This is a genomic window from Vibrio sp. 1CM7H (assembly GCF_023161645.1).
GTDB classification, from domain to species: domain Bacteria; phylum Pseudomonadota; class Gammaproteobacteria; order Enterobacterales; family Vibrionaceae; genus Vibrio; species Vibrio diabolicus.
The window spans coordinates 1-20,744 of the sequence record NZ_JALNTV010000008.1; the positions used below are offsets into that span (position 1 = coordinate 1).

At 45.0% G+C, this 20,744-nt stretch carries 14 protein-coding genes and 1 tRNA gene; 8 read left to right on the forward strand and 7 right to left on the reverse strand.

What is annotated here, in order from left to right:
• The 4 genes from MSG33_RS19975 (at position 1) to nspC (ending at position 6,364) form a co-directional block, all read left to right on the forward strand.
• Positions 1–76: transfer RNA gene (locus tag MSG33_RS19975), tRNA-Gly, on the forward strand.
• A gap of 911 nt (positions 77–987) precedes the next feature.
• Complete coding sequence (locus MSG33_RS19980) at positions 988–3,864, forward strand: pyridoxal phosphate-dependent class III aminotransferase (RefSeq protein ID WP_248381867.1); 2,877 nt, start codon at positions 988–990, stop codon at positions 3,862–3,864.
• 18 nt (positions 3,865–3,882) lie between these two features.
• Positions 3,883–5,127: a carboxynorspermidine synthase gene (locus MSG33_RS19985; protein ID WP_012841628.1), complete on the forward strand. Its 1,245-nt coding sequence runs from the start codon at positions 3,883–3,885 to the stop codon at positions 5,125–5,127.
• A gap of 103 nt (positions 5,128–5,230) precedes the next feature.
• Positions 5,231–6,364, forward strand: a complete 1,134-nt coding sequence (nspC, locus tag MSG33_RS19990; protein ID WP_005394797.1) for a carboxynorspermidine decarboxylase — start codon at positions 5,231–5,233, stop codon at positions 6,362–6,364.
• Positions 6,365–6,442: 78 nt separating this feature from the next.
• On the opposite strand, the gene MSG33_RS19995 is transcribed toward nspC, so the two are convergent.
• Positions 6,443–6,955 carry an ACT domain-containing protein gene (locus MSG33_RS19995; RefSeq protein ID WP_005394795.1) on the reverse strand — a complete coding sequence of 171 codons (513 nt, stop codon included), beginning with the start codon at positions 6,953–6,955 and terminating at the stop codon, positions 6,443–6,445.
• 225 nt (positions 6,956–7,180) lie between these two features.
• Positions 7,181–8,083 (reverse strand): DUF3943 domain-containing protein, encoded by a 903-nt coding sequence (locus MSG33_RS20000; protein WP_031780425.1) that lies wholly within the window; start codon positions 8,081–8,083, stop codon positions 7,181–7,183.
• A 193-nt stretch (positions 8,084–8,276) separates the two neighbouring features.
• Between MSG33_RS20000 and MSG33_RS20005 the strand changes: the two genes are divergently transcribed.
• The gene (locus MSG33_RS20005; protein WP_248381869.1) at positions 8,277–9,509 is read left to right on the forward strand and encodes a CinA family nicotinamide mononucleotide deamidase-related protein; all 1,233 of its coding nucleotides are present in this window, start codon (positions 8,277–8,279) and stop codon (positions 9,507–9,509) included.
• A 95-nt stretch (positions 9,510–9,604) separates the two neighbouring features.
• Here the strand turns inward: MSG33_RS20005 and yfaE are convergent, their stop codons facing one another.
• The 4 genes from yfaE to ubiG form a co-directional block, all read right to left on the reverse strand.
• Complete coding sequence (gene yfaE, locus MSG33_RS20010) at positions 9,605–9,886, reverse strand: class I ribonucleotide reductase maintenance protein YfaE (RefSeq protein ID WP_005376817.1); 282 nt, start codon at positions 9,884–9,886, stop codon at positions 9,605–9,607.
• Positions 9,886–11,019, reverse strand: coding sequence for a class Ia ribonucleoside-diphosphate reductase subunit beta (gene nrdB, locus MSG33_RS20015; RefSeq protein ID WP_005376818.1), 1,134 nt, complete (start codon positions 11,017–11,019; stop codon positions 9,886–9,888). The genes yfaE and nrdB overlap by 1 nt, the downstream gene beginning before the upstream one ends.
• 81 nt (positions 11,020–11,100) lie before the next feature.
• Positions 11,101–13,383, reverse strand: coding sequence for a class 1a ribonucleoside-diphosphate reductase subunit alpha (gene nrdA, locus MSG33_RS20020; RefSeq protein WP_248381871.1), 2,283 nt, complete (start codon positions 13,381–13,383; stop codon positions 11,101–11,103).
• Positions 13,384–13,884: 501 nt separating this feature from the next.
• Positions 13,885–14,592 carry a bifunctional 2-polyprenyl-6-hydroxyphenol methylase/3-demethylubiquinol 3-O-methyltransferase UbiG gene (ubiG, locus tag MSG33_RS20025; protein WP_031780424.1) on the reverse strand — a complete coding sequence of 236 codons (708 nt, stop codon included), beginning with the start codon at positions 14,590–14,592 and terminating at the stop codon, positions 13,885–13,887.
• Positions 14,593–15,066: 474 nt separating this feature from the next.
• On the opposite strand from ubiG, the gene gyrA reads away from it, so the two are divergent.
• The 3 genes from gyrA to MSG33_RS20040 all read left to right on the forward strand — a co-directional run bounded on the left by gyrA (position 15,067) and on the right by MSG33_RS20040 (position 19,130).
• Complete coding sequence (gene gyrA / locus MSG33_RS20030; protein WP_248381873.1) at positions 15,067–17,787, forward strand: DNA topoisomerase (ATP-hydrolyzing) subunit A; 2,721 nt, start codon at positions 15,067–15,069, stop codon at positions 17,785–17,787.
• A 123-nt stretch (positions 17,788–17,910) separates the two neighbouring features.
• Positions 17,911–18,534 carry a hypothetical protein gene (locus tag MSG33_RS20035; protein ID WP_248381875.1) on the forward strand — a complete coding sequence of 208 codons (624 nt, stop codon included), beginning with the start codon at positions 17,911–17,913 and terminating at the stop codon, positions 18,532–18,534.
• Positions 18,535–18,575: 41 nt separating this feature from the next.
• Positions 18,576–19,130, forward strand: a complete 555-nt coding sequence (locus MSG33_RS20040) for a hypothetical protein (protein WP_248381877.1) — start codon at positions 18,576–18,578, stop codon at positions 19,128–19,130.
• Between the two features lie 87 nt (positions 19,131–19,217).
• Here MSG33_RS20040 and nrfA read toward each other — a convergent pair whose 3' ends face one another.
• Complete coding sequence (nrfA, locus tag MSG33_RS20045; RefSeq protein ID WP_248381879.1) at positions 19,218–20,645, reverse strand: ammonia-forming nitrite reductase cytochrome c552 subunit; 1,428 nt, start codon at positions 20,643–20,645, stop codon at positions 19,218–19,220.
• Positions 20,646–20,744: the final 99 nt, after the last annotated feature.

Consider the following 20,744-nt stretch of genomic DNA (forward strand, 5'->3'; position numbering starts at 1 on the left):
GCGACACTAGCTCAGTTGGTAGAGCGCAACCTTGCCAAGGTTGAGGTCACGAGTTCGAACCTCGTGTGTCGCTCCAGGTTTAAGGCCCAGCATCAAAATGCTGGGCCTTTTTTGTATTTCTTCAAATCTTAAATTTCTTCTCTGTGATGGATTTCGTTAAGCACTGAGCTCCTTCAGCTTACTAACTTAACTTCTTGTTAATTTTAGCCATAGCAACGTCACTTCATGGCCGTACCCATCCAGCTAGTTTAAGTTTAGTCAATCAAAGTTCTGTGAATAAAGACTCATCGCTTTAGGCTGAGCAGTAACGTAAATACTAGCTCTGTTAAATACCTTGGATACTGAAAATAATGTTCTACGATTAAAGAGTGGTATGTTCATAAACCGTTTTGGTTCATGGTGCTGATATTGTAAGGATATTTGTTTAAATAACAGGTATTTGAGAAAAGAAGAAAAGCGTTGTAGATGAGTATGAATGTACAAATATCACTAGGGGGAACTTTGTTGTGATTTGCGTCACTGTTACTAATATGAAAAATCGTTGCCAGAAGATTTTATTTTGTGATAAATTCGCGCGCAATCTCGGAGCGTAATTAACAACGTTTGATCTCTGGGGGATACGCGTAGTGACCATTCAAGCTGATTGTGACACTGCGTAGGGTAGGTATCGGCAAAGCCTTTTGTCGATAGACGGGATACTAATGCTGTAAAAGCGGCATATTAATGGGAAACCCAACATTGAAACCTTTGAATAAACACACACTAATCAGCTTCATACTGCCGAAATGTCCTGTTTTACAAAACGGGTGCATTACGGAACCTTGATTAATCCCTTTTACATATAAAGTCACGAATATCGTGGCAGATGATCTGTATTTGTCATTTTGCACTGACAAATGCGGAGGGGTATACACACCTCCTGTAACTTCATTCCAATGATTATTAATACAGGATATAGAATTATTATAATTCAAGGGATTATGTAGTATGAGCACTGCCTTTGAAGTCGATAGCAATATCGCAAACATTTTTTCGTCTCAGGTTCCTATCGTTGAGGGAACGTATGACTTAACGCCAGATCAAGTATTGATTGATCAGGCTGAGCATGAATCTGAAGTGCGTTCTTATCCACGTCGCTTGCCAATCGCAATCAAACAAGCTTTTGGTTGCTTGGTTGAAGATACACGTGGACAGATCTTTTTAGACTGCCTTGCGGGAGCGGGCACTCTAGCTTTGGGGTATAACCATCCTGAAATAAACCAAGCTCTGAAAGAGCAATTAGATTCGGGTCTGCCATATCAGACGCTAGATATTGCAACATCAGCAAAAACGACGTTTATTCAATCTGTTAAATCTTTTCTTCCTCAAGAGTTAAGTGAGAACAGCGTTATCCAATTTTGTGGTCCGTCTGGAGCCGATGCAGTTGAAGCCGCGATCAAGCTCGCGAAGCAGACTACTGGTCGCAACACCATGTTTGCTTTTCGTGGCGCATATCATGGTATGACTAACGGCACAATGGGAATGATGGGCAACCTAGGTACGAAAGCGCGTCGAACTGGTTTAATGTCAGACGTGCACTTTATGCCTTTCCCATACAATCTGCGTTGTCCATTTGGGCTTGGCGGTGATGAAGGTGCGAAAGCAAGCATTCGCTATATCGATCGTCTTTTAAACGATGATGAATCGGGCATTATGAAGCCTGCTGCGATCATCGTTGAGCCAGTGCAAGGTGAGGGTGGTGTTGTTCCTGCGCCAGCATTCTGGCTGCGAGAGTTACGTCGTATTTGTGATGAACACGGTATCTTACTGATCTTCGATGAGATCCAGTGTGGTGTTGGTAAAACTGGCTACAATTTCGCATTTGAAGAGTCGGGCATTGTTCCAGATATCCTGTGTTTATCAAAAGCTATTGGCGGTGGCTTACCAATGTCGCTATTGGTTATCAACAAGCAGCATGATACTTGGAAGCCGGGCGAACACACAGGTACATTTCGTGGTAACCAGTTAGCCATGGTCTCTGGTGCGAAAGCATTAGAAATCATCCAGCGTGACAATCTGGTTGAGCATGCCAATATTGCGGGCCAGTATTTGCGCTATGGTCTTGAAAGCATTCAAAAGCGCGTGAACTGTATCGCAGAAGTACGTGGCAAAGGTTTGATGCTTGGTGTGGAGATTAAAAATCCAAACGGTGAGCTCAATAAATTTGGCGAACCTCAAGCGGATAGTGAACTCACTCTTTCCATTCAACGCGCAGCACTTGAGCGTGGCTTGATCGTTGAGAAAGGCGGACGTGAAGGTGCAGTAATTCGCTTCCTTCCTCCTCTTATCATCTCGTTTGAGCAAATCGACTTTGCTTTACGTGTATTTGAAGACGCGATTTTAGCAGCCGGCGGTAGTCACATCGAAACTCAGCCACAAGATGAATGGAAGAAGCATTTCATCCACACTGGAGAGTTGGGCAGCAATGAGTTTGCTTCGGTGATGAATCACACTACGACAGCAATGAAATCAGTGTTTGAACAGGTTGCTGCACCATACTCTGGTATGGATCCAAAAGCATTGGAAGCAGCGATCCATGCTGTTGATCTTGACAATAAAAATGCGCCTCTCAAAACGGTTATTGATGATGCAGCCGAGTTGGTCGCGAAAAACGCGATTTTTACTCAACATCCAGATTGTATCGCTCACCTTCATACTCCACCGTTGATGCCTGCTATTGCCGCAGAGGCAATGATTGCGGCTTTGAACCAATCAATGGACTCATGGGATCAAGCTTCATCAGCGACTTATGTTGAACAGAAAGTTGTGAACTGGCTATGCGATAAATACGAGTTAGGTGAAAAAGCGGACGGTATCTTCACGAGCGGCGGCACGCAAAGTAATCAAATGGGTTTGATGCTTGCGCGTGATTGGATTGCTGACAAACTCAGTGCGCACTCAATTCAAAAGCTTGGGCTTCCTGAATACGCAGAGAAGCTGCGTATAGTGTGTTCGAAAAAATCCCACTTCACAGTTCAAAAATCAGCGTCTTGGATGGGATTGGGTGAAAAAGCGGTTATGATCGTCGATGCTAATGCCGATGGAACGATGGATGTCACTAAGTTAGACGAAGTTCTAAATCAGGCAAAAGCAGAAGGTTTGATCCCATTTGCAATTGTCGGCACAGCGGGTACTACGGATCACGGCGCTATTGATGACCTAGACTTTATCGCCGATATGGCAGCGAAACATGACATGTGGATGCACGTCGACGGTGCATACGGTGGAGCTCTGATTCTAAGTAGCCAAAAAGCCCGTCTGAAAGGTTGTGAGCGTGCACACTCCATCAGCGTAGACTTCCACAAGTTATTTTACCAAACCATCAGTTGTGGTGCGCTGTTGGTGAATGACAAGTCTAACTTTAAGTTCCTGCTTCATCATGCAGACTATTTGAACCGCGAACACGACGAACTGCCGAACTTGGTGGATAAGTCTATTGCTACAACTAAGCGTTTTGATGCGCTAAAAGTGTTTATGACGATGCAAAGCGTGGGGCCAAAAGCCCTAGGTGATATGTACGATCATTTACTTGAGCAGACGCTTGAAGTTGCGGACATGATTCGAGATAACAAACACTTTGAGTTGTTGGCTGAACCATCACTATCTACGGTTCTGTTCCGCGCGACACATGAATCAGCGGATCTTGATGAACTGAACAAAACGTTGCGCTTAGAAGCGTTAACACGCGGTATCGCGGTATTGGGTGAAACCATTGTCGACGATAAAACCGCGCTTAAATTTACGATTTTGAACCCGTGTCTGACGACGGCGGACTTTGAATCTTTGCTCTCAAAAATCAATACGCTAGCGGCAGAGCTAGTTTAACAAAGGTAACGGAAAACTATGGCAATTCTACAGATTGGTGCAGGCGGCGTTGGCTGGGTAGTTGCACATAAAGCAGCACAAAACAACGACGTTCTGGGTGATATCACAATCGCATCACGTACCGTAGGTAAGTGTGAGAAAATCATCGAATCGATTCAGAAGAAAAACAATCTGAAAGATTCAACTAAGAAACTAGAAGCTCGTGCGGTAAACGCGGACGACGTAGATTCTTTAGTTGCTTTAATTAAAGAAGTGCAGCCTGACTTAGTGATCAACGCGGGTCCTCCTTGGGTGAACATGTCTATTATGGAAGCATGTTACCAAGCTAAAGTGTCATACCTTGATACATCTGTTGCGGTTGATTTGTGTTCTGAAGGCCAACAAGTACCTCAAGCTTACGATTGGCAGTGGGGCTACCGTGAGAAGTTTGAAGAGGCGGGTATCACAGGTATTCTTGGTGCCGGTTTCGATCCGGGCGTAGTATCGGTGTTTGCTGCATACGCGGTGAAACATCTGTTCGATGAAATCGATACTATCGACGTAATGGATGTAAACGCAGGTGACCACGGTAAGAAGTTCGCAACTAACTTTGACCCAGAAACGAACATGCTTGAGATTCAAGGTGATTCCTTCTACTGGGAAAACGGCGAGTGGAAACAAGTACCTTGTCACTCACGTATGCTTGAGTTTGAATTCCCGAACTGTGGTTCACATAAAGTGTACTCAATGGCGCACGACGAAGTTCGATCTATGCAAGAGTTCATCCCGGCGAAACGCATTGAGTTCTGGATGGGGTTCGGTGACCGTTACCTGAACTATTTCAACGTAATGCGCGATATTGGTCTACTCAGCCCAGACCCACTGACGCTGCACGACGGCACGGTAGTCCAACCTCTACACGTATTGAAAGCGCTACTGCCGGACCCAACATCTCTCGCACCAGGTTACACAGGCCTAACGTGTATCGGTACTTGGGTTCAAGGTAAGAAAGACGGTAAAGAGCGCAGTGTGTTCATCTACAACAACGCAGATCACGAAGTTGCATACGAAGATGTTGAACACCAAGCTATCTCATACACCACTGGCGTACCTGCGATCACCGCGGCTTTGCAGTTTTTCCGTGGTAAGTGGGCAGACAAAGGCGTGTTCAACATGGAGCAGCTAGATCCAGACCCATTCCTAGAAACCATGCCATCGATTGGTCTAGATTGGCATGTTCAAGAACTGGAGCCAGGACAACCTGTTATCCATAAATTGAAGTAAGAATTTAGCGACTCTTATTTGTACGTTTAAGCCGATGCACTTGCGTCGGCTTTGTTCGATTTTATAGTGCCTTTGCTAAAGCGAAGGGACGTAAGGTATCAAAATGCAACAAAACGAACTAAAAACGCCATACTTCATGATCAATGAAGACAAGCTGATTGAGAACCTAGAGAAAGCAAAACAGCTAAAAGACATCTCTGGTGTGAAGCTTGTATTAGCACTGAAGTGCTTTTCAACATGGGGTGTATTCGACATCATCAAGCCTTACCTAGACGGAACAACAAGTTCTGGCCCGTTTGAAGTGAAGCTTGGCTACGAAACGTTCGGTGGTGAGACACACGCATACAGTGTGGGTTACAGCGAAGATGACGTTCGCGATGTGGCGGACATCTGTGACAAGATGATCTTTAACTCTCAGTCACAGCTAGCGGCTTATCGTCATATTGTCGAAGGTAAAGCATCGATTGGCTTGCGCCTAAACCCAGGTGTGAGCTACGCAGGGCAAGACTTAGCAAACCCAGCTCGTCAATTCTCTCGTCTTGGTGTTCAGGCTGATCACATCAAACCGGAAATTTTTGATGGTATTGATGGCGTAATGTTCCACATGAACTGTGAGAACAAAGACGTGGATGCGTTTATCGGCTTACTCGATGCTATTTCAGAGCAGTTTGGCGAGTACCTAGATAAGCTGGACTGGGTAAGCATGGGTGGCGGCGTGTTCTTCACATGGCCGGGGTACGACATCGAGAAGTTGGGTTTAGCGCTTAAAGCATTCTCAGAGAAACACGGCGTACAAATGTATCTAGAGCCGGGTGAAGCGATCATCACTAAGACAACCGATCTTGTTGTAACAGTGGTTGATATCGTGGAGAACGTGAAGAAGACGGCGATTGTCGATTCAGCAACAGAAGCCCACCGTTTGGATACGCTTATCTACAACGAGCCAGCGTCCATTCTTGAAGCATCTGAAAACGGTGAACATGAATACGTGATTGGATCATGCTCTTGTTTAGCTGGTGACCAGTTTTGCGTGGCGAACTTCGAACAGCCTCTCGAGATCGGACAGCGTCTGCATATTCTAGATAGTGCAGGTTACACCATGGTGAAACTGAACTGGTTTAACGGTCTACGTATGCCTTCGGTTTACTGTGAACGCTCGAATGGTGACATTCAAAAACTGAATGAATTTGACTACTCTGATTTCAAACGTTCACTATCTCAGTGGTCGGTGAAATAAAACGTATTGAGTATTAGAACGACAAAGAGCAGCTGAATTGCTGCTCTTTTTTATTGGGGAAGCGTTAAAGGTATGCAGTTAGCTTTCTACAATTACACGAGTGTCTTCACTCAGAGATTCTAACTCATTAGCCACGTCCTCAATCTCTAGCTCGCTAGGCAATTTAATCGCCATTTTTGCGCTGAATAAGCTGGAGCTTACCCCACCGCCGCCTGCAATGAATACGCGTTGGCAATCCATATCTAGAATTGAAATGCCTTGATTATCGAGAACGTGAGTAATTTCATTCACAATACCTGCTCTATCGTTGGCATCTAAGCGAAGCTGAAAGATGGTGTCTTCACGATGCGAGTGAGGATCTGAGTCAACGAACCTAACCACAAGAGTTTGACATGAAGAGAACGCCTCTTTAACGATGTCGGCATTTTCTCTTGGAAGCTCTACTTTGATGACACCAGCAACTTGATCTTCGATAAAGTTTACTTTGCTTATCAGCCATTTACCGCCATTTTCATGAGTAATTGCTGCGAGTTCTTTGATAGTTGCGGGTGACGCTTGTCCGACAAAATTAACAATAAATACGGTGTTCATAATGTCCCCTCCTGGAATAAGGTTTGGACGCAGTACGAATAAACGTGCTACTTAAGTTATTGGAATAAATCCTTTTATTTAGTGTAGGTGCTAGGAGAGGGTTATGTTTGATGAAAGTCAATTTTTGACACTAATTCGTGAAGCAAATAATTAAAACGATGTTTAGGGCACAAAAAAGCAGCCATCATAAGGCTGCTTTCTACTGAGTATCAACTCAAGTCAAGGCTAAAATGTTACTTTTAGTTCGACACCGTAAAATTGGCTATCGTAGTTGGCGCCTGCGTCCATTGCGAATTTTGCGACGTCTTGATTACCAAACCAAGGTGATGAATTAAATTGTAATTCTGCACTACCGCCCCATGCATCGGTTACCCAATAATGGATATGCCCAACAGGGTTTAGGAAGAAGAGTGATACATCACCGACGGTTTCAGAGCCCATGACTTCGCCGCCGTTTGCTACAATATCTTGCTCAGCAGTGAGCATCATTTCGCCAACCACAGCACCAAAGAATGGTGTGATAAAAATATCCTGCCAAGATGGCACTTCTGCAAATGCCTCTACTCCGTACTCCCAAAAGAACGTTGACATGGTTGCGGAGTACAAGAATGACTGAAACTCGTTATAGCCAGCGTGGCGTGCGGCTGTGTAGTAAACGCCGCCAAAATAAGGGTGCATGATGTAGTTGAGGACATGTTCATCACGATCCCAAACAGGCCCGTCAGAGACATTATCTTTCCATTTTTGACCCAGCTTACTCATGTCTCGGTCTTCTTCGTCCCATTTAGTGATACTTTCTGGAAGGAAAGTCATCATACCAACGGTTGCGATACTCAGGCCAAGAATGGTGTAGGTTTGACCCATGAGGTAATCCCAGTCTTTATCTTGAGGGATAATGAGATGTTTAGGCTGAAGCCCTGCATCAAGATTTAATGAATCATCATTATTCTGTTCAAACATAAGACCGCGATTTTGAGACTCGAAGGTGTACAGAGTCGTCGTTTCGCAGTAACCTGACAAGCAATCAGGTGTGTAAGAAAACTCCGTATGACTGGTCATATCGTACTGACTTGCGTGCGCAAGCGCTGACGAAGTCAAGCAAAGGCCAGTTAGAGTTTTCTTGAACATGGATGATTTTGACACAAAGGTCTCCGAGTTGATGGTGTGATGATCGGGCTCGCAATTATCCCTCAAAACATCAACCATTTAAATACTTGATCCTTATTTAGTCCCAATATATCTCGTCGAGATTCGTCCAAATAAAAAGAAAAATAAGCACTATAACGAATAATAGGATTGTGCTTATGTTCAGGAGTCAGTTGTGAAAATAGCAATGCTTAGTACCGGTGAGGAAGTGCTCCACGGTGATATTGTTGATACGAATGCGGCATGGTTGTCTAGCCTGTTTTATCAACATGGATTTGGCTTAACAAAGCGTTCAACGGTTGGTGATAGCCTGTCGAGCTTGGTTGAAGAGTTTTTAATGTTGAGCTTCAACAATGACGTGGTGATCGTGAATGGTGGTTTAGGGCCAACGACCGATGATATGAGTGCGGCCGCCGCCGCGAGAGCTGCTGAGTGTAAACTCGTGCTTTTCAAAGAGTGGTTGCAGCATCTAGAAAGTTTGTATGCTCGACGTGGCATCCCAATGCCAGACAGTAATTTAAAACAAGCCATGCTACCAGAAACGGCTGAGATTCTGGATAACCCAATAGGCACGGCCTGTGGTTTCAAGATGCTGATTAATGATGCCATTTTTTATTTTACGCCGGGTGTGCCAAGTGAATTTAAGCTTATGGCAGAGACGCAAATTTTGCCTGATCTGAGAAGAGCTTTTCCAGAGGTGCAAGGTTCATGTTGTAGTCGAATCTATACGTTTGGCCTTTCCGAATCCGGCATCTCGGACAAGCTTGATCAGCTAAAACTTCCTCAAGGGTATGAGCTTGGTTATCGCTCTTACTTACCTTTTATTGAAGTGAAACTCTTTGGCCCTTCTGACCAGTTTGAACAGCGTTTGAAGTTGGTACAGATGATCAATAAGCATCTTGAAAGCAATACCGTTAGTATTGATTTACCTATGGTTGAAAATGTCGGCCAGCTGTTGGTGGATAAAGAGTTAACCGTGTCGGTTTCCGAAAAAAGCAGTGGTGGATACTTAACTTATTGGTTAAATAGTGATGAAAACGCTGAAAGGCAACTTGGACATGGTTGGGTACTACCAAGCCAGACTCAAGCGATGAGCAACAGCGGAGACCCATTAGTAGAAACGTTTGCTCTGGCAGGAGCGACGCGAGAGAAGTGTGGGACGGATTTATCACTCGTCACTGGCGATATTGAAGAGGGTGTTTTTTCCGTCGCTTTATCGACACCGTCAGGCGAGTGGGGAGCGTTATATAAACTCTCGAAAAAGTATCAGCGCAATGATCAAGTTAAAGTGATCAGCACGGCAGCACTAGACTTGTTGCGTCGCTACCTAGAACGTAAACCGATGTTTGCACATTATGCATTTTTAGAGAAAGTTAAAGAGATGCATCTCCCAGGTAGTGCTTTATAACCAGAGACCTATAACAGCCTGAGAGATAAAACACGTAGATACAAAAAAGCCAAGGTAATCACCTTGGCTTTTGCGTTTTATACCGTCGAGTCACGTTATGCGCGCTGCTTTTCTTTCATCGCGTAGTTAACGCCACTGAGTGACAAATCCGATTTTGCTTTACAGATACAAGGTAATATCTCATCACTTTGCGTGTAAGCCATGGCAAAACCAACATACTCCACTTCACCAGATTCCAACTTGCAGCGACAAGCGCCACAGTGCCCATCACGACAGTTGTATTCTGGTAATAAGCCAGCTTGCTCCATTGTTTCCAAAATTGTATTGGAAGGGTTGGATTCAATACTGATGAGTTTGTTGATTTTGAGTGTTGCCATTACAGCTCGAATCCTTCGAAGTCGTCTGCGCGAACTTCATTGTCAATTTGACCCACAAGGTAAGAAGAAATTTCCGCTTCTTGAGGTGCAACTTGAACGTTATCTGAAGACAACCAAGCGTTAATCCATGGGATTGGGTTGGTTGTTGCTTCTGGATAAGCTGCAGGTAGACCTACTGCTTGCATACGGATGTTGGTGATGTATTCAACATATTGGCTTAGGATGTCTTTGTTTAGACCGATCATCGAGCCATCTTTGAATAGATACTCTGCCCACTCTTTTTCTTGCTCAGCCGCTTCTTTGAATAGGTCAAAACAGTCTTGTTTTGCTTCTTCTGCGATTTGCATGAAAGTGAAATCATCCTGACCGTTACGTAGCAGGTTGATCATGTGTTGCGTACCGTTCAGGTGAAGCGCTTCATCACGTGCAATCAGTTTGATTATTTTCGCGTTACCCTCCATTAGTTCGCGTTCTGCGAAAGCGAAAGAACATGCGAAACTTACGTAAAAACGAATCGCTTCTAGTGCGTTAACAGACATCAGACAGATGTACAGTTTCTTCTTCAGATCGTACAGACTAACCTTAACCGTTTCACCGTTAAGGACATGCTCACCTTCACCGTAGCGATGGTAATCATTCGTCGCTTGAATCAAATCGTCGTAGTAGTGCGCGATGTCTTTTGCACGCTTCAGGATGTGCTCGTTCTCAACGATATCATCAAATACCACAGCAGGGTCGTTCACGATGTTACGAATAATGTGCGTGTAAGAACGAGAGTGAATCGTTTCAGAGAAAGACCAAGTCTCAATCCAAGTCTCTAGTTCCGGCAGAGATACAAGCGGCAGCAGTGCCACGTTAGGGCTACGACCTTGGATAGAGTCTAGAAGCGTTTGGTACTTCAAGTTAGAGATGAAGATGTGCTTCTCGTGATCTGGCAGTTTGTTGTAATCGATACGGTCGCTAGATACGTCTACTTCTTCTGGACGCCAGAAGAAAGAAAGTTGTTTCTCGATAAGCTTTTCGAAAATCTCAAACTTTTGTTGGTCGTAGCGTGCAACGTTTACTGATTGACCTAGGAACATTGGTTCCTTCAACTGGTCATTCTTTTTTTGGTTAAAAGTACTGTAAGCCATAATGCCTCAATTCCTTTTAAACCTCCCCATAAGGGGAGGTTATCGATAGTCTGTCTTTACGGAGTGTTGGGTGCGGGTAGATTAAATCTTACAACCGCCGCCAGCACAATCGTCATCTTGTGGTTGAACAGCGTCTTTCTGTTCATCTTTTGCGCCATCACGAGTGTTATGGTAGTAAAGCGTTTTCACACCAAACTTGTACGCTGTTAGCAGGTCTTGAAGCAGTTTCTTCATTGGTACCTTGCCAGTCTCGTAACGTGACGGGTCGTAGTTAGTATTAGCAGAGATAGCTTGGTCAACAAACTTCTGCATAATACCCACAAGATGTAGGTAACCGTCGTTCGAACCGATGTTCCAAAGCAGTTCATAGTTGTCTTTAAGTTCAGTGAACTCAGGTACAACTTGCTTCAGAATACCGTCTTTCGAAGCTTTTACTGAAACATAACCACGTGGTGGCTCAATACCGTTAGTTGCGTTTGAAATCTGAGAAGAGGTCTCAGAAGGCATTAGCGCAGTCAGTGTTGAGTTACGTAGGCCGTGCTCCATAATTTCTTTACGTAGGCTGTCCCAGTCGTAGTGCAGCGCTTCGTCACAAATTAGGTCGATATCTTTCTTGTACGTATCAATCGGCAGTAAGCCTTTCGCGTAGTTCGTTTCGTCGAATGAAGGACACTTGCCTTGCTCTTTTGCCAGTTCTACCGATGCTTTTAGTAGGTAGTACTGCATTGCTTCGAACGTACGGTGAGTCAGGCCATTTGCGCTACCGTCAGAGTATTTCACGCCATGCTTCGCTAAGTAGTAAGCGAAGTTGATCACACCAACACCTAGCGTACGACGGTTCATCGTCGATTTGTATGCCGCTGGTAGAGGGTAATCTTGATAATCAAGCAGTGCATCTAGCGCACGAACAACAAGATCAGATAGCTCTTCGAAATCATCTAGAGACTTGATAGTACCAAGGTTGAAGGCAGAAAGCGTACATAGTGCGATCTCGCCCGAGTCATCTTCAACGTTAGTTAATGGCTTCGTTGGCAGTGCGATTTCTAGACATAGGTTCGATTGACGAACTGGCGCTACTTCAGAGTCGAATGGGCTGTGAGTATTACAGTGGTCCACGTTCTGAATGTAGATACGACCTGTTGATGCACGCTCTTGCATTAGCAGAGTGAACATTTCAATCGCTTTAACCGTTTCTTTCTTGATTGAAGGATCGTTCTCGTACTTCACGTATAGACGCTCAAACTCTTCTTGGTTTTCGAAGAATGCGTCGTATAGACCCGGTACGTCTGAAGGTGAGAATAGTGTGATGTTGCCACCCTCAACCAAACGTTGGTACATCAGTTTGTTCAGCTGTACACCGTAGTCCATGTGACGAACACGGTTCTCTTCAACACCACGGTTGTTTTTAAGCACCATTAGAGAGCGAGCTTCGCCGTGCCACATTGGGTAGAATACAGTCGCTGCGCCACCACGAACACCACCTTGCGAACAACATTTTACTGCGGTTTGGAAGTATTTGTAGAACGGGATACAGCCAGTGTGGAATGCTTCACCACCGCGAATCTCTGAACCTAATGCACGGATACGACCAGCGTTGATACCAATACCAGCGCGCTGAGATACGTAACGAACAATCGAGCTTGCTGTTGCGTTGATAGAATCAAGACTGTCGCCACACTCAATCAGAACACATGAGCTGAACTGGCGAGTAGGGGTACGCACGCCAGACATAATTGGCGTAGGTAGAGAAATCTTAAATGTCGATGTCGCATCGTAGAAACGCTTGATGTAATCAAGACGCGTTGCTTTTGGATATTTCGCAAATAGGCACGCTGCTACAAGGATATATAAGAACTGAGCACTTTCGTAAATTTGGCCCGTTACACGGTTTTGTACGAAGTACTTGCCCTCTAGCTGCTTAACTGCCGCGTATGAGAAGTTTAGGTCGCGTTTATGGTCGATGTACGCATCAAGTTCGTCGAGTTCTGCTTTTGTGTAGTCTTCTAGAATATGTTGATCGTACTTACCCATATCGACGAGGCGAGACACGTGATCATAAAGCGTTGGTGGCTCGTATTGGCCATACGCTTTTTTACGCAGATGGAATACCGCTAGGCGAGCAGCTAGGTATTGGTAATCCGGAGTCTCTTCAGAGATCAGGTCTGCCGCAGACTTGATGATTGTCTCGTGAATATCTGTCGTTGTGATGCCGTCGTAAAACTGGATGTGAGCGCGAAGTTCTACTTGAGAAACCGAAACATTATCTAGACCTTCTGCAGCCCAAGTGATAACGCGGTGGATTTTATCCAGATCGATACTTTCTTTACGGCCATCACGCTTGGTGACGGTAAGTTGTTGGTTCATTCTGCTTTATTTCCCTAAGAAAACTGATAAAAGCCGTATTTTTGTTTGTTTATGTGCAATATGAGTAAAGCTTGCGGCGGCTTTGTGATCAAAGTCTATCTATATATTGTCGCTTAAACACAACATATAGGGGTTCATTTGTTTGCGGGTTACAAGATAGTGCTATTACACTGATTTATCAAGGTACAGATCGGGGATGACTTGTGGATAACTGACAAAATGAAAAAAATCAGTAAGTGAACACTAACCGATGAGAAAAGGGCAGACTTGAATGGTTAAAAGCACGGTTTTGAGATCGGTTTAGAAATAACCGCATGCAAAAATATTTTCCTTGATCTTTGGCCGTTTTTATCTACGAAAAATAGGTTGGTTAAAATGGAATCTAGAGCACGAATTTTAGGCATAAAAAGACAAAAAAAGCGGCAACTTTGTGCTACCGCTTTCGATTCATTTTCTACAAAAAATGTCAATCACAAAACGCATTTTTTAACATAACGGCGTTCAGTATTTTTTAGTATGAACGATGTAGTTTACATCTACATTACGGCCGAGTTTGTAACTGTCATTAAGAGGGTTGTAATGCAGGCCCGTAATGCCCATTTCCGTTAGGTCTGTTTGGTCTATCATCTTCATCATTTCGGCAGGCTTGATAAACTTCTCGTGCTCGTGAGTCCCCTCAGGAACAATCTTAAGAAGCTTCTCTGCACCGACAATAGCAAACAAGTATGACTTGATGTTTCGGTTCAAGGTTGAGAAAAACACGTGACCACCGGGTTTGACTAGCGCAGCACAAGAGCGGATAACAGAGAGAGGATCTGGAACGTGTTCAAGCATCTCCATACAAGTCACAACATCGTAAGTTCCTGCGTTTTCTATAGCGTGGTCTTCTATTGTGCTCTGAATGTAGGTCAGTTGAGTACCGGTTTCTAGTGCGTGGAGTCGCGCGACTTCTAAAGGTTCTTTGCCCATATCAAGTCCAGTCACAATAGCGCCTTCTTTCGCCATGCTTTCAGCAAGAATGCCACCACCACAGCCGACATCAAGTGCACGCTTGCCAAACAAGCCATTTGCTTTTTCAAGTACATAGTTCAAACGAAGTGGGTTAATTTGGTGAAGCGGCTTAAACTCGCCTTCTAAATCCCACCATCGAGAAGCCATGTCCTCGAATTTCTTAATTTCACTTGGGTCGACGTTTTGTGCTTTAGTCATAATTGGTTTTATTGCATTCAATCTGAGTCCTTTAGAGGGCGTCAGTATACTCCAACGTTTTATCCCCAAACAACCTCGATGTGCTTAGTGAAGGGACAATGACAGAGTTCACTGGCGCGGCAAACGCGACAGGTTCCTGTAATTTTGAAAGCGCTAGCTATTGTTTTTGGTTCATCCTTGAACTAGTGCCAGTGACAATACTCTAAAACCTGCATTTTCGCGTTGTGTGGTTAAAGGAATTTATCTCGCTTTTCCGCGTAAAAAGTCCGATTTTGCTCAATGTTGACCGAAATATAACCACTAATCAGAAAGATATGGGATGAGTGTGCAAATTCTCGACATTTGATTCATAACCAAGCTCACAACCTGATAAAAGGAGAGGGAAAGTGATGCCGAAGTGATGAATTGTGTGTTATATTTTTGCACCTTACACGTATCGTAATTACGATCAGATAATAGAGGGATAATGGCTCTATGAGCGATTTAGCTAAAGAGATCACGCCCGTAAACATCGAAGATGAGCTTAGAGGTTCATATCTAGACTATGCGATGTCAGTCATCGTAGGTCGTGCTCTTCCAGATGTGCGTGATGGCCTAAAACCAGTACACCGCCGCGTTTTATTCGCGATGAACGTACTAGGCAACGATTGGAACAAACCATATAAAAAATCAGCCCGTGTTGTCGGCGACGTAATCGGTAAATATCACCCGCACGGTGATAGTGCTGTGTACGACACAATCGTACGTATGGCTCAGCCGTTCTCGCTTCGTTACATGCTGGTCGATGGTCAAGGTAACTTTGGCTCGATCGATGGCGACTCTGCTGCGGCAATGCGTTACACCGAAGTTCGAATGGCAAAAATTGCCCATGAACTATTGGCTGACCTAGACAAAGAAACCGTAGACTACGTACCAAACTACGACGGTACTGAGCAGATCCCAGCGGTTCTTCCAACTAAAATTCCAAACCTATTGGTTAACGGTGCTTCTGGTATCGCAGTAGGTATGGCAACCAACATCCCGCCTCATAACCTTGGCGAAGTGATCGATGGCTGTCTTGCATACATCAATAATGAAGAAATCACTATTGATGAACTAATGGATTACATTCCTGGTCCTGATTTCCCAACGGCGGCGCTGATCAGCGGTCGTAAAGGCATTGTAGACGCGTATAAAACAGGTCGCGGCAAAATCTACATGCGTTCGAAAGCGGACATCGAAGTGGAGAAGAATGGTAAAGAAACCATCATCGTCACTGAGATCCCATACCAGGTAAACAAAGCTCGCTTGATCGAAAAGATCGCTGAGCTAGTTAAAGATAAGAAAGTTGAAGGCATCAGTGCACTACGCGACGAGTCAGATAAAGACGGTATGCGTATTGTTATTGAATGTAAGCGCGACGCAGTGGGCGAAGTGGTTCTAAACAACCTATACGCTCAGACTCAGTTGCAAACCACTTTCGGTATCAACATGGTGGCCTTAAACAATGGCCAGCCACAGCTATTCAACCTAAAAGATATGTTGAAGTGCTTCGTTGATCACCGTCGTGAAGTTGTGACACGTCGTACTATCTTCGAACTGCGTAAAGCGCGTGAACGTGCTCATATCCTTGAAGGTTTAGCACTTGCACTAGCGAACATCGATGAAATCATCGACCTAATTCGTAAGGCGCCGACTCCTGCTGAAGCAAAAGCTGGCCTTATCGCTCGTGGTTGGGATTTAGGCAACGTTTCAGCAATGCTAGAGCGTGCAGGTACTGATGCAGCACGCCCTGAATGGCTAGAGCCTCAATATGGTATCCGCGATGGTCAGTACTTCCTGACTGAGCAACAAGCACAAGCAATTCTAGATCTACGTTTACATAAACTAACAGGTCTAGAACACGAGAAGATTCTTGGCGAATACAAAACACTTCTAGAAGAAATCGCTGAACTCATGCATATCCTTGCAAGCACTGAGCGTTTGATGGAAGTGATCCGCGAAGAACTTGAAGCGGTTCGTGATGGCTTTGGTGATGCTCGTCGTACAGAAATCACAGCTGCGAGCCATGATATCGACATGGAAGAGCTGATCGCACGTGAAGACGTTGTGGTTACTCTGTCGCACGGTGGTTACGTTAAGTACCAAGTACTGAGCGACTACGAGTCACAGCGCCGTGGTGGTAAAGGTAAGAGTGCGACCAAGATGAAAGATGAAGACCATATCGAGCGTCTTCTAGTGGCGAATACCCACGATAACATCTTGTGTTTCTCTACTCGCGGTAAAACATACCGTCTGAAAGTTTACCAATTGCCTCTAGCGAGCCGCACTGCTCGTGGTAAGCCAATTGTGAACATCCTTCCACTAGAAGAAGGTGAGCGCATTACCGCGATTCTGCGTGTTGATGAATTCTCTGAAGACAAATTCATCTTCATGGCAACAGGTGACGGTACGGTTAAGAAAACGCCGTTGAACCAATTTGCAAATGTTCGTTCAAATGGTCTGATTGCGGTAAACCTACGTGAAGACGATTCGTTAATCGGTGTGGATATCACTAACGGCGAAAACGAAATCATGCTGTTCTCTAAAGCGGGTAAAGTGGTTCGCTTTAAAGAAGCAGAAGAAATTCCAGTACTTGACGAAAATGGTAAGCCAGTTCTTGATGAGAATGGTCAGCCAGAGATCAAGTTTAAAGGTGTTCGTCCTATGGGTCGTACCGCCTCTGGTGTTCGTGGTATGAAACTGGCTGAAAATGACCAAGTTGTATCACTTATCGTTCCTTCGCACGAAGGCGACATCCTAACAGTTACAGAAAACGGTTACGGTAAACGTACAGCGCTGAGTGAGTACCCGACAAAAGGTCGTGGCACTCAAGGTGTCGTTTCTATCAAAGTTTCTGAGCGAAACGGCCCGGTAGTTGGTGCTATCCAGGTTGTTGAAGGTGATGAAATGATGATGATCACCGACGCTGGTACACTAGTACGTACTCGTGTGGGTGAAGTTAGCCAGGTTGGTCGTAACACGCAAGGTGTAACGCTTATCCGTACTGCGGAAGACGAATCTGTTGTTGGTTTGCAACGTATTGAAGAAGTTGATGAAGAAGAGCTGCCTGCTGGTGAAGAAGCAGAAGCGTTAGAGTCAACAGACGAAAATACGCAGCAAGATACTCCAGAAGCGCCAGCCGCTGATGATGCAGAGGAAGGTAACGAAGAGTAATCTTTCGTCACTATTCTAATGTAAAAAGCCGAGCCTCAGTTGCTCGGCTTTTTTGTACCTCTATCAACGCAATACAAGCATTAAACCAGTACACTAATACTCAGTTTGTCTAGGGAGCGCGTTATGTCTGTTTGGTTTTTCATTGCCATCACTTTGATGGGATTATTCGTCGTCGTATTATCGCTCAGCGCTTCAAGAGTAAGAGCGACGCAATGGTTCGGTTTTTGTGCTTTGGTACTAGTGTTAACCAGCGCTAGCTTCTTATTGTTGCGTCAATCTCCTCCACAACCTATTCAAGCTGGAGTCTCTCGAATGATGACTGCTCGCGATATCATGCAGGAAATTCAAGACCAATTGCGTGAAGATCCAAACAATGCAGAATTGTGGTTTCAGTTAGGGCAGGGCTACCTGCTAGAGGGAGAATTGGATGGCGCGCTGATTTGTTTTGATTACGCCATCCAACTGACTGAGCCAGTCGGTGCCACGCAACTTGCTGCGAAAGCGACGACCTTATACTACATTCACCAGCAATCAATGACGCAAGAAGTCAGTTTGCTTCTAGAACAAGCTTTGCAGATAGAACCGCACAATGAAGCGGCTTTGTCTTTGATCGCCAATGATCATTTTTTGTCATTCCGCTTTCAGGAAGCCATTGATACTTGGGTGCTATTACTCGACTCGAACGATCCAAGCTTAGATCGAGTACAAATTATTAACTCGATCAATAAAGCGAAAGAGCTGTTGTAGGCGTAGACTCTAATAAGTAGTAGAAGAAAGGTGGGGGACGAATGAAGAATAAAGCGTTCGGAATATTTGTGGTGCTGTGCGGCTCCGTGTTAGTGGGTTGTAGCTCTTCCGAACATTCTGGCACCTCATCTACGGTTTATTACTCTTCCGGTTATTACGACCCTTGGTGGTACGATCATGACGACTACTGGATTTATTACTATCCGGGTTGTTGCGACAACGACGATGAATACAAAGAGAAACTAGAAGAGTGGTGGAATGGCTTGGATGAAGAGCAACAGCAATCCATCAAAGACAAAGTCGAAGATTGGAAAGACGACGATATGTCCGCCAATATCGATAACATGAAGCGACAGCTTGACGATCATTGGCAATCGCTGCCTGACGAGCAAAAGCAGGAGATTCAAACCAAGTGGGAGAACCGCCCCGAGCGCATCGAGCCTACGGCTTTACAAGATAAAGCGGTGAAAGAAAAGGTTCAACAAAGAAAAGCATTGCCGGAAACGAAGATTCAGCGCCCAGTTACACGCCCAAATGTGCAGATGCCTAAAACACGTCCACATATTCAGCCTAGGCCGAGACTTCCTCGTCGCTAATCTGTTTTCCTCTGCCTTCTATCAAACAAAAAGGGCGCAACGTGCGCCCTTCGTTTTATCCATTTAAGCTAGTGTAATCGATACTGATCAGTACGTTGCTTCGCGCTCAGCAGCTGCTTTATCCCATTCTGGTGCCACCGTTTCTAGGAAGTGTTTCTTGTCTGCGTTCATCTTTTCCATATCCATACCTAGTGCTTGTTGCGCTTTTGCTTTGGTCGAGATATCTGGAATTTGAACTGGGTCAGTAATACCTTTTGTTGCCAGTAAACGAACTAACTTGGTACGGGCGTCAGCGGCGCGATCAACTGCGGTACCGAGTACTTCAAGTGCTACCTCAGGAGCATGCATGTGAACACCGTGAGAAGCAATCGCGTAGTCCCAGCGCCATTGGGCATGGCGAATATCTTGTAGGATGGGTTGCATCTCTTCTTCTGTTGCCCCTGCTTCCCATGCTGCACCAGCTTCAAAGTGCGCTGCCACAATTTGTTTCTCGGCGGTTAGCTTCATGTTCAGTACTTGCGCTTTACGAGTCGAAACGATGCCTTGTAGTTGCTCTTTGGTTTGAGTATGGCATTGCGCACAGGTGTCTTCAAAACGATCAAACGGGTTACCCACTTTGTGGTCGGTGTATACCGTACCGTCTTCTTTGGTTACTTTAGGCATGTGACAGTCCACACACACCACTTTGTTTTTGCCATGAATACCCGCTCTCCAAGTTTCGAAACCTGGGTGTTGCGCCTTAAGCATTGGTGCTTTAGAAACGGCGTGCGTCCAATCTTTAAAGTTCAACGCGTCGTAGTATTTCTCCATATCAGCGACGTTGGTCCCCATGTCCCATGGGAATTTGACTGCTTTAGTCGGACCTGTGAAGTAGTACTCGACATGACATTGAGCGCAGACTGACGCTTGTTTATCTAAGCGAGATTGTTGGTCAAAATTTTTGCCGATGGTGTCAAAAGCACGCTCGACGTATGGGCGAGTCAGTGCCAGTGCGGGTTCGCCCTTCTTGAAGGCTTCAGAACCCGTATTGTGACAGTCGGAACAACCGATAGGGTTGACGATTTCTGAGCCCAAGCGCGCCCATTTACCTTCAAAATAGCCGTCTTCACCGCGCTCTTCAATTACGCGGGCGACATCTGGGCTTTTACAACTCCAACAAGCCATCGGCATTGGCCCGGAGTTTTCGTCTGCTGGTGCGCCGGTTCTGAGGGTTTGCCTCACATCATCAAGCGCGTAAAAGTGACCGCGCGCTTTGTTGTAGTCTTTAGCAAAACCATAACCAGCCCACAAGATCACCATGTTTGGGTCTTCACTTAAGGCATCTTCAATATGCTTGCTTTCCGATGTGGCTTTCCAAGAGTGATATTGGTCAGGATGGTTTTGTTCAAAGGTATCATTGCGAGGCTCTATGAGACCAGTATCCTCTGCCGCCAAAGGAGCACCAACCAAAAATAATTGGCTGGCGAATAAGGTCGCAACCGCGATAGGTGCGCTCATCCAGTGTTTTATGCTCACGGTGTTATCTCCATATTCGTTTTTATTAGCAGCGTTGTGAGGAGCTATTCCAAATAAGAATCGGAGATCTATCGTTAATATTAATAGTGAATTGAATAG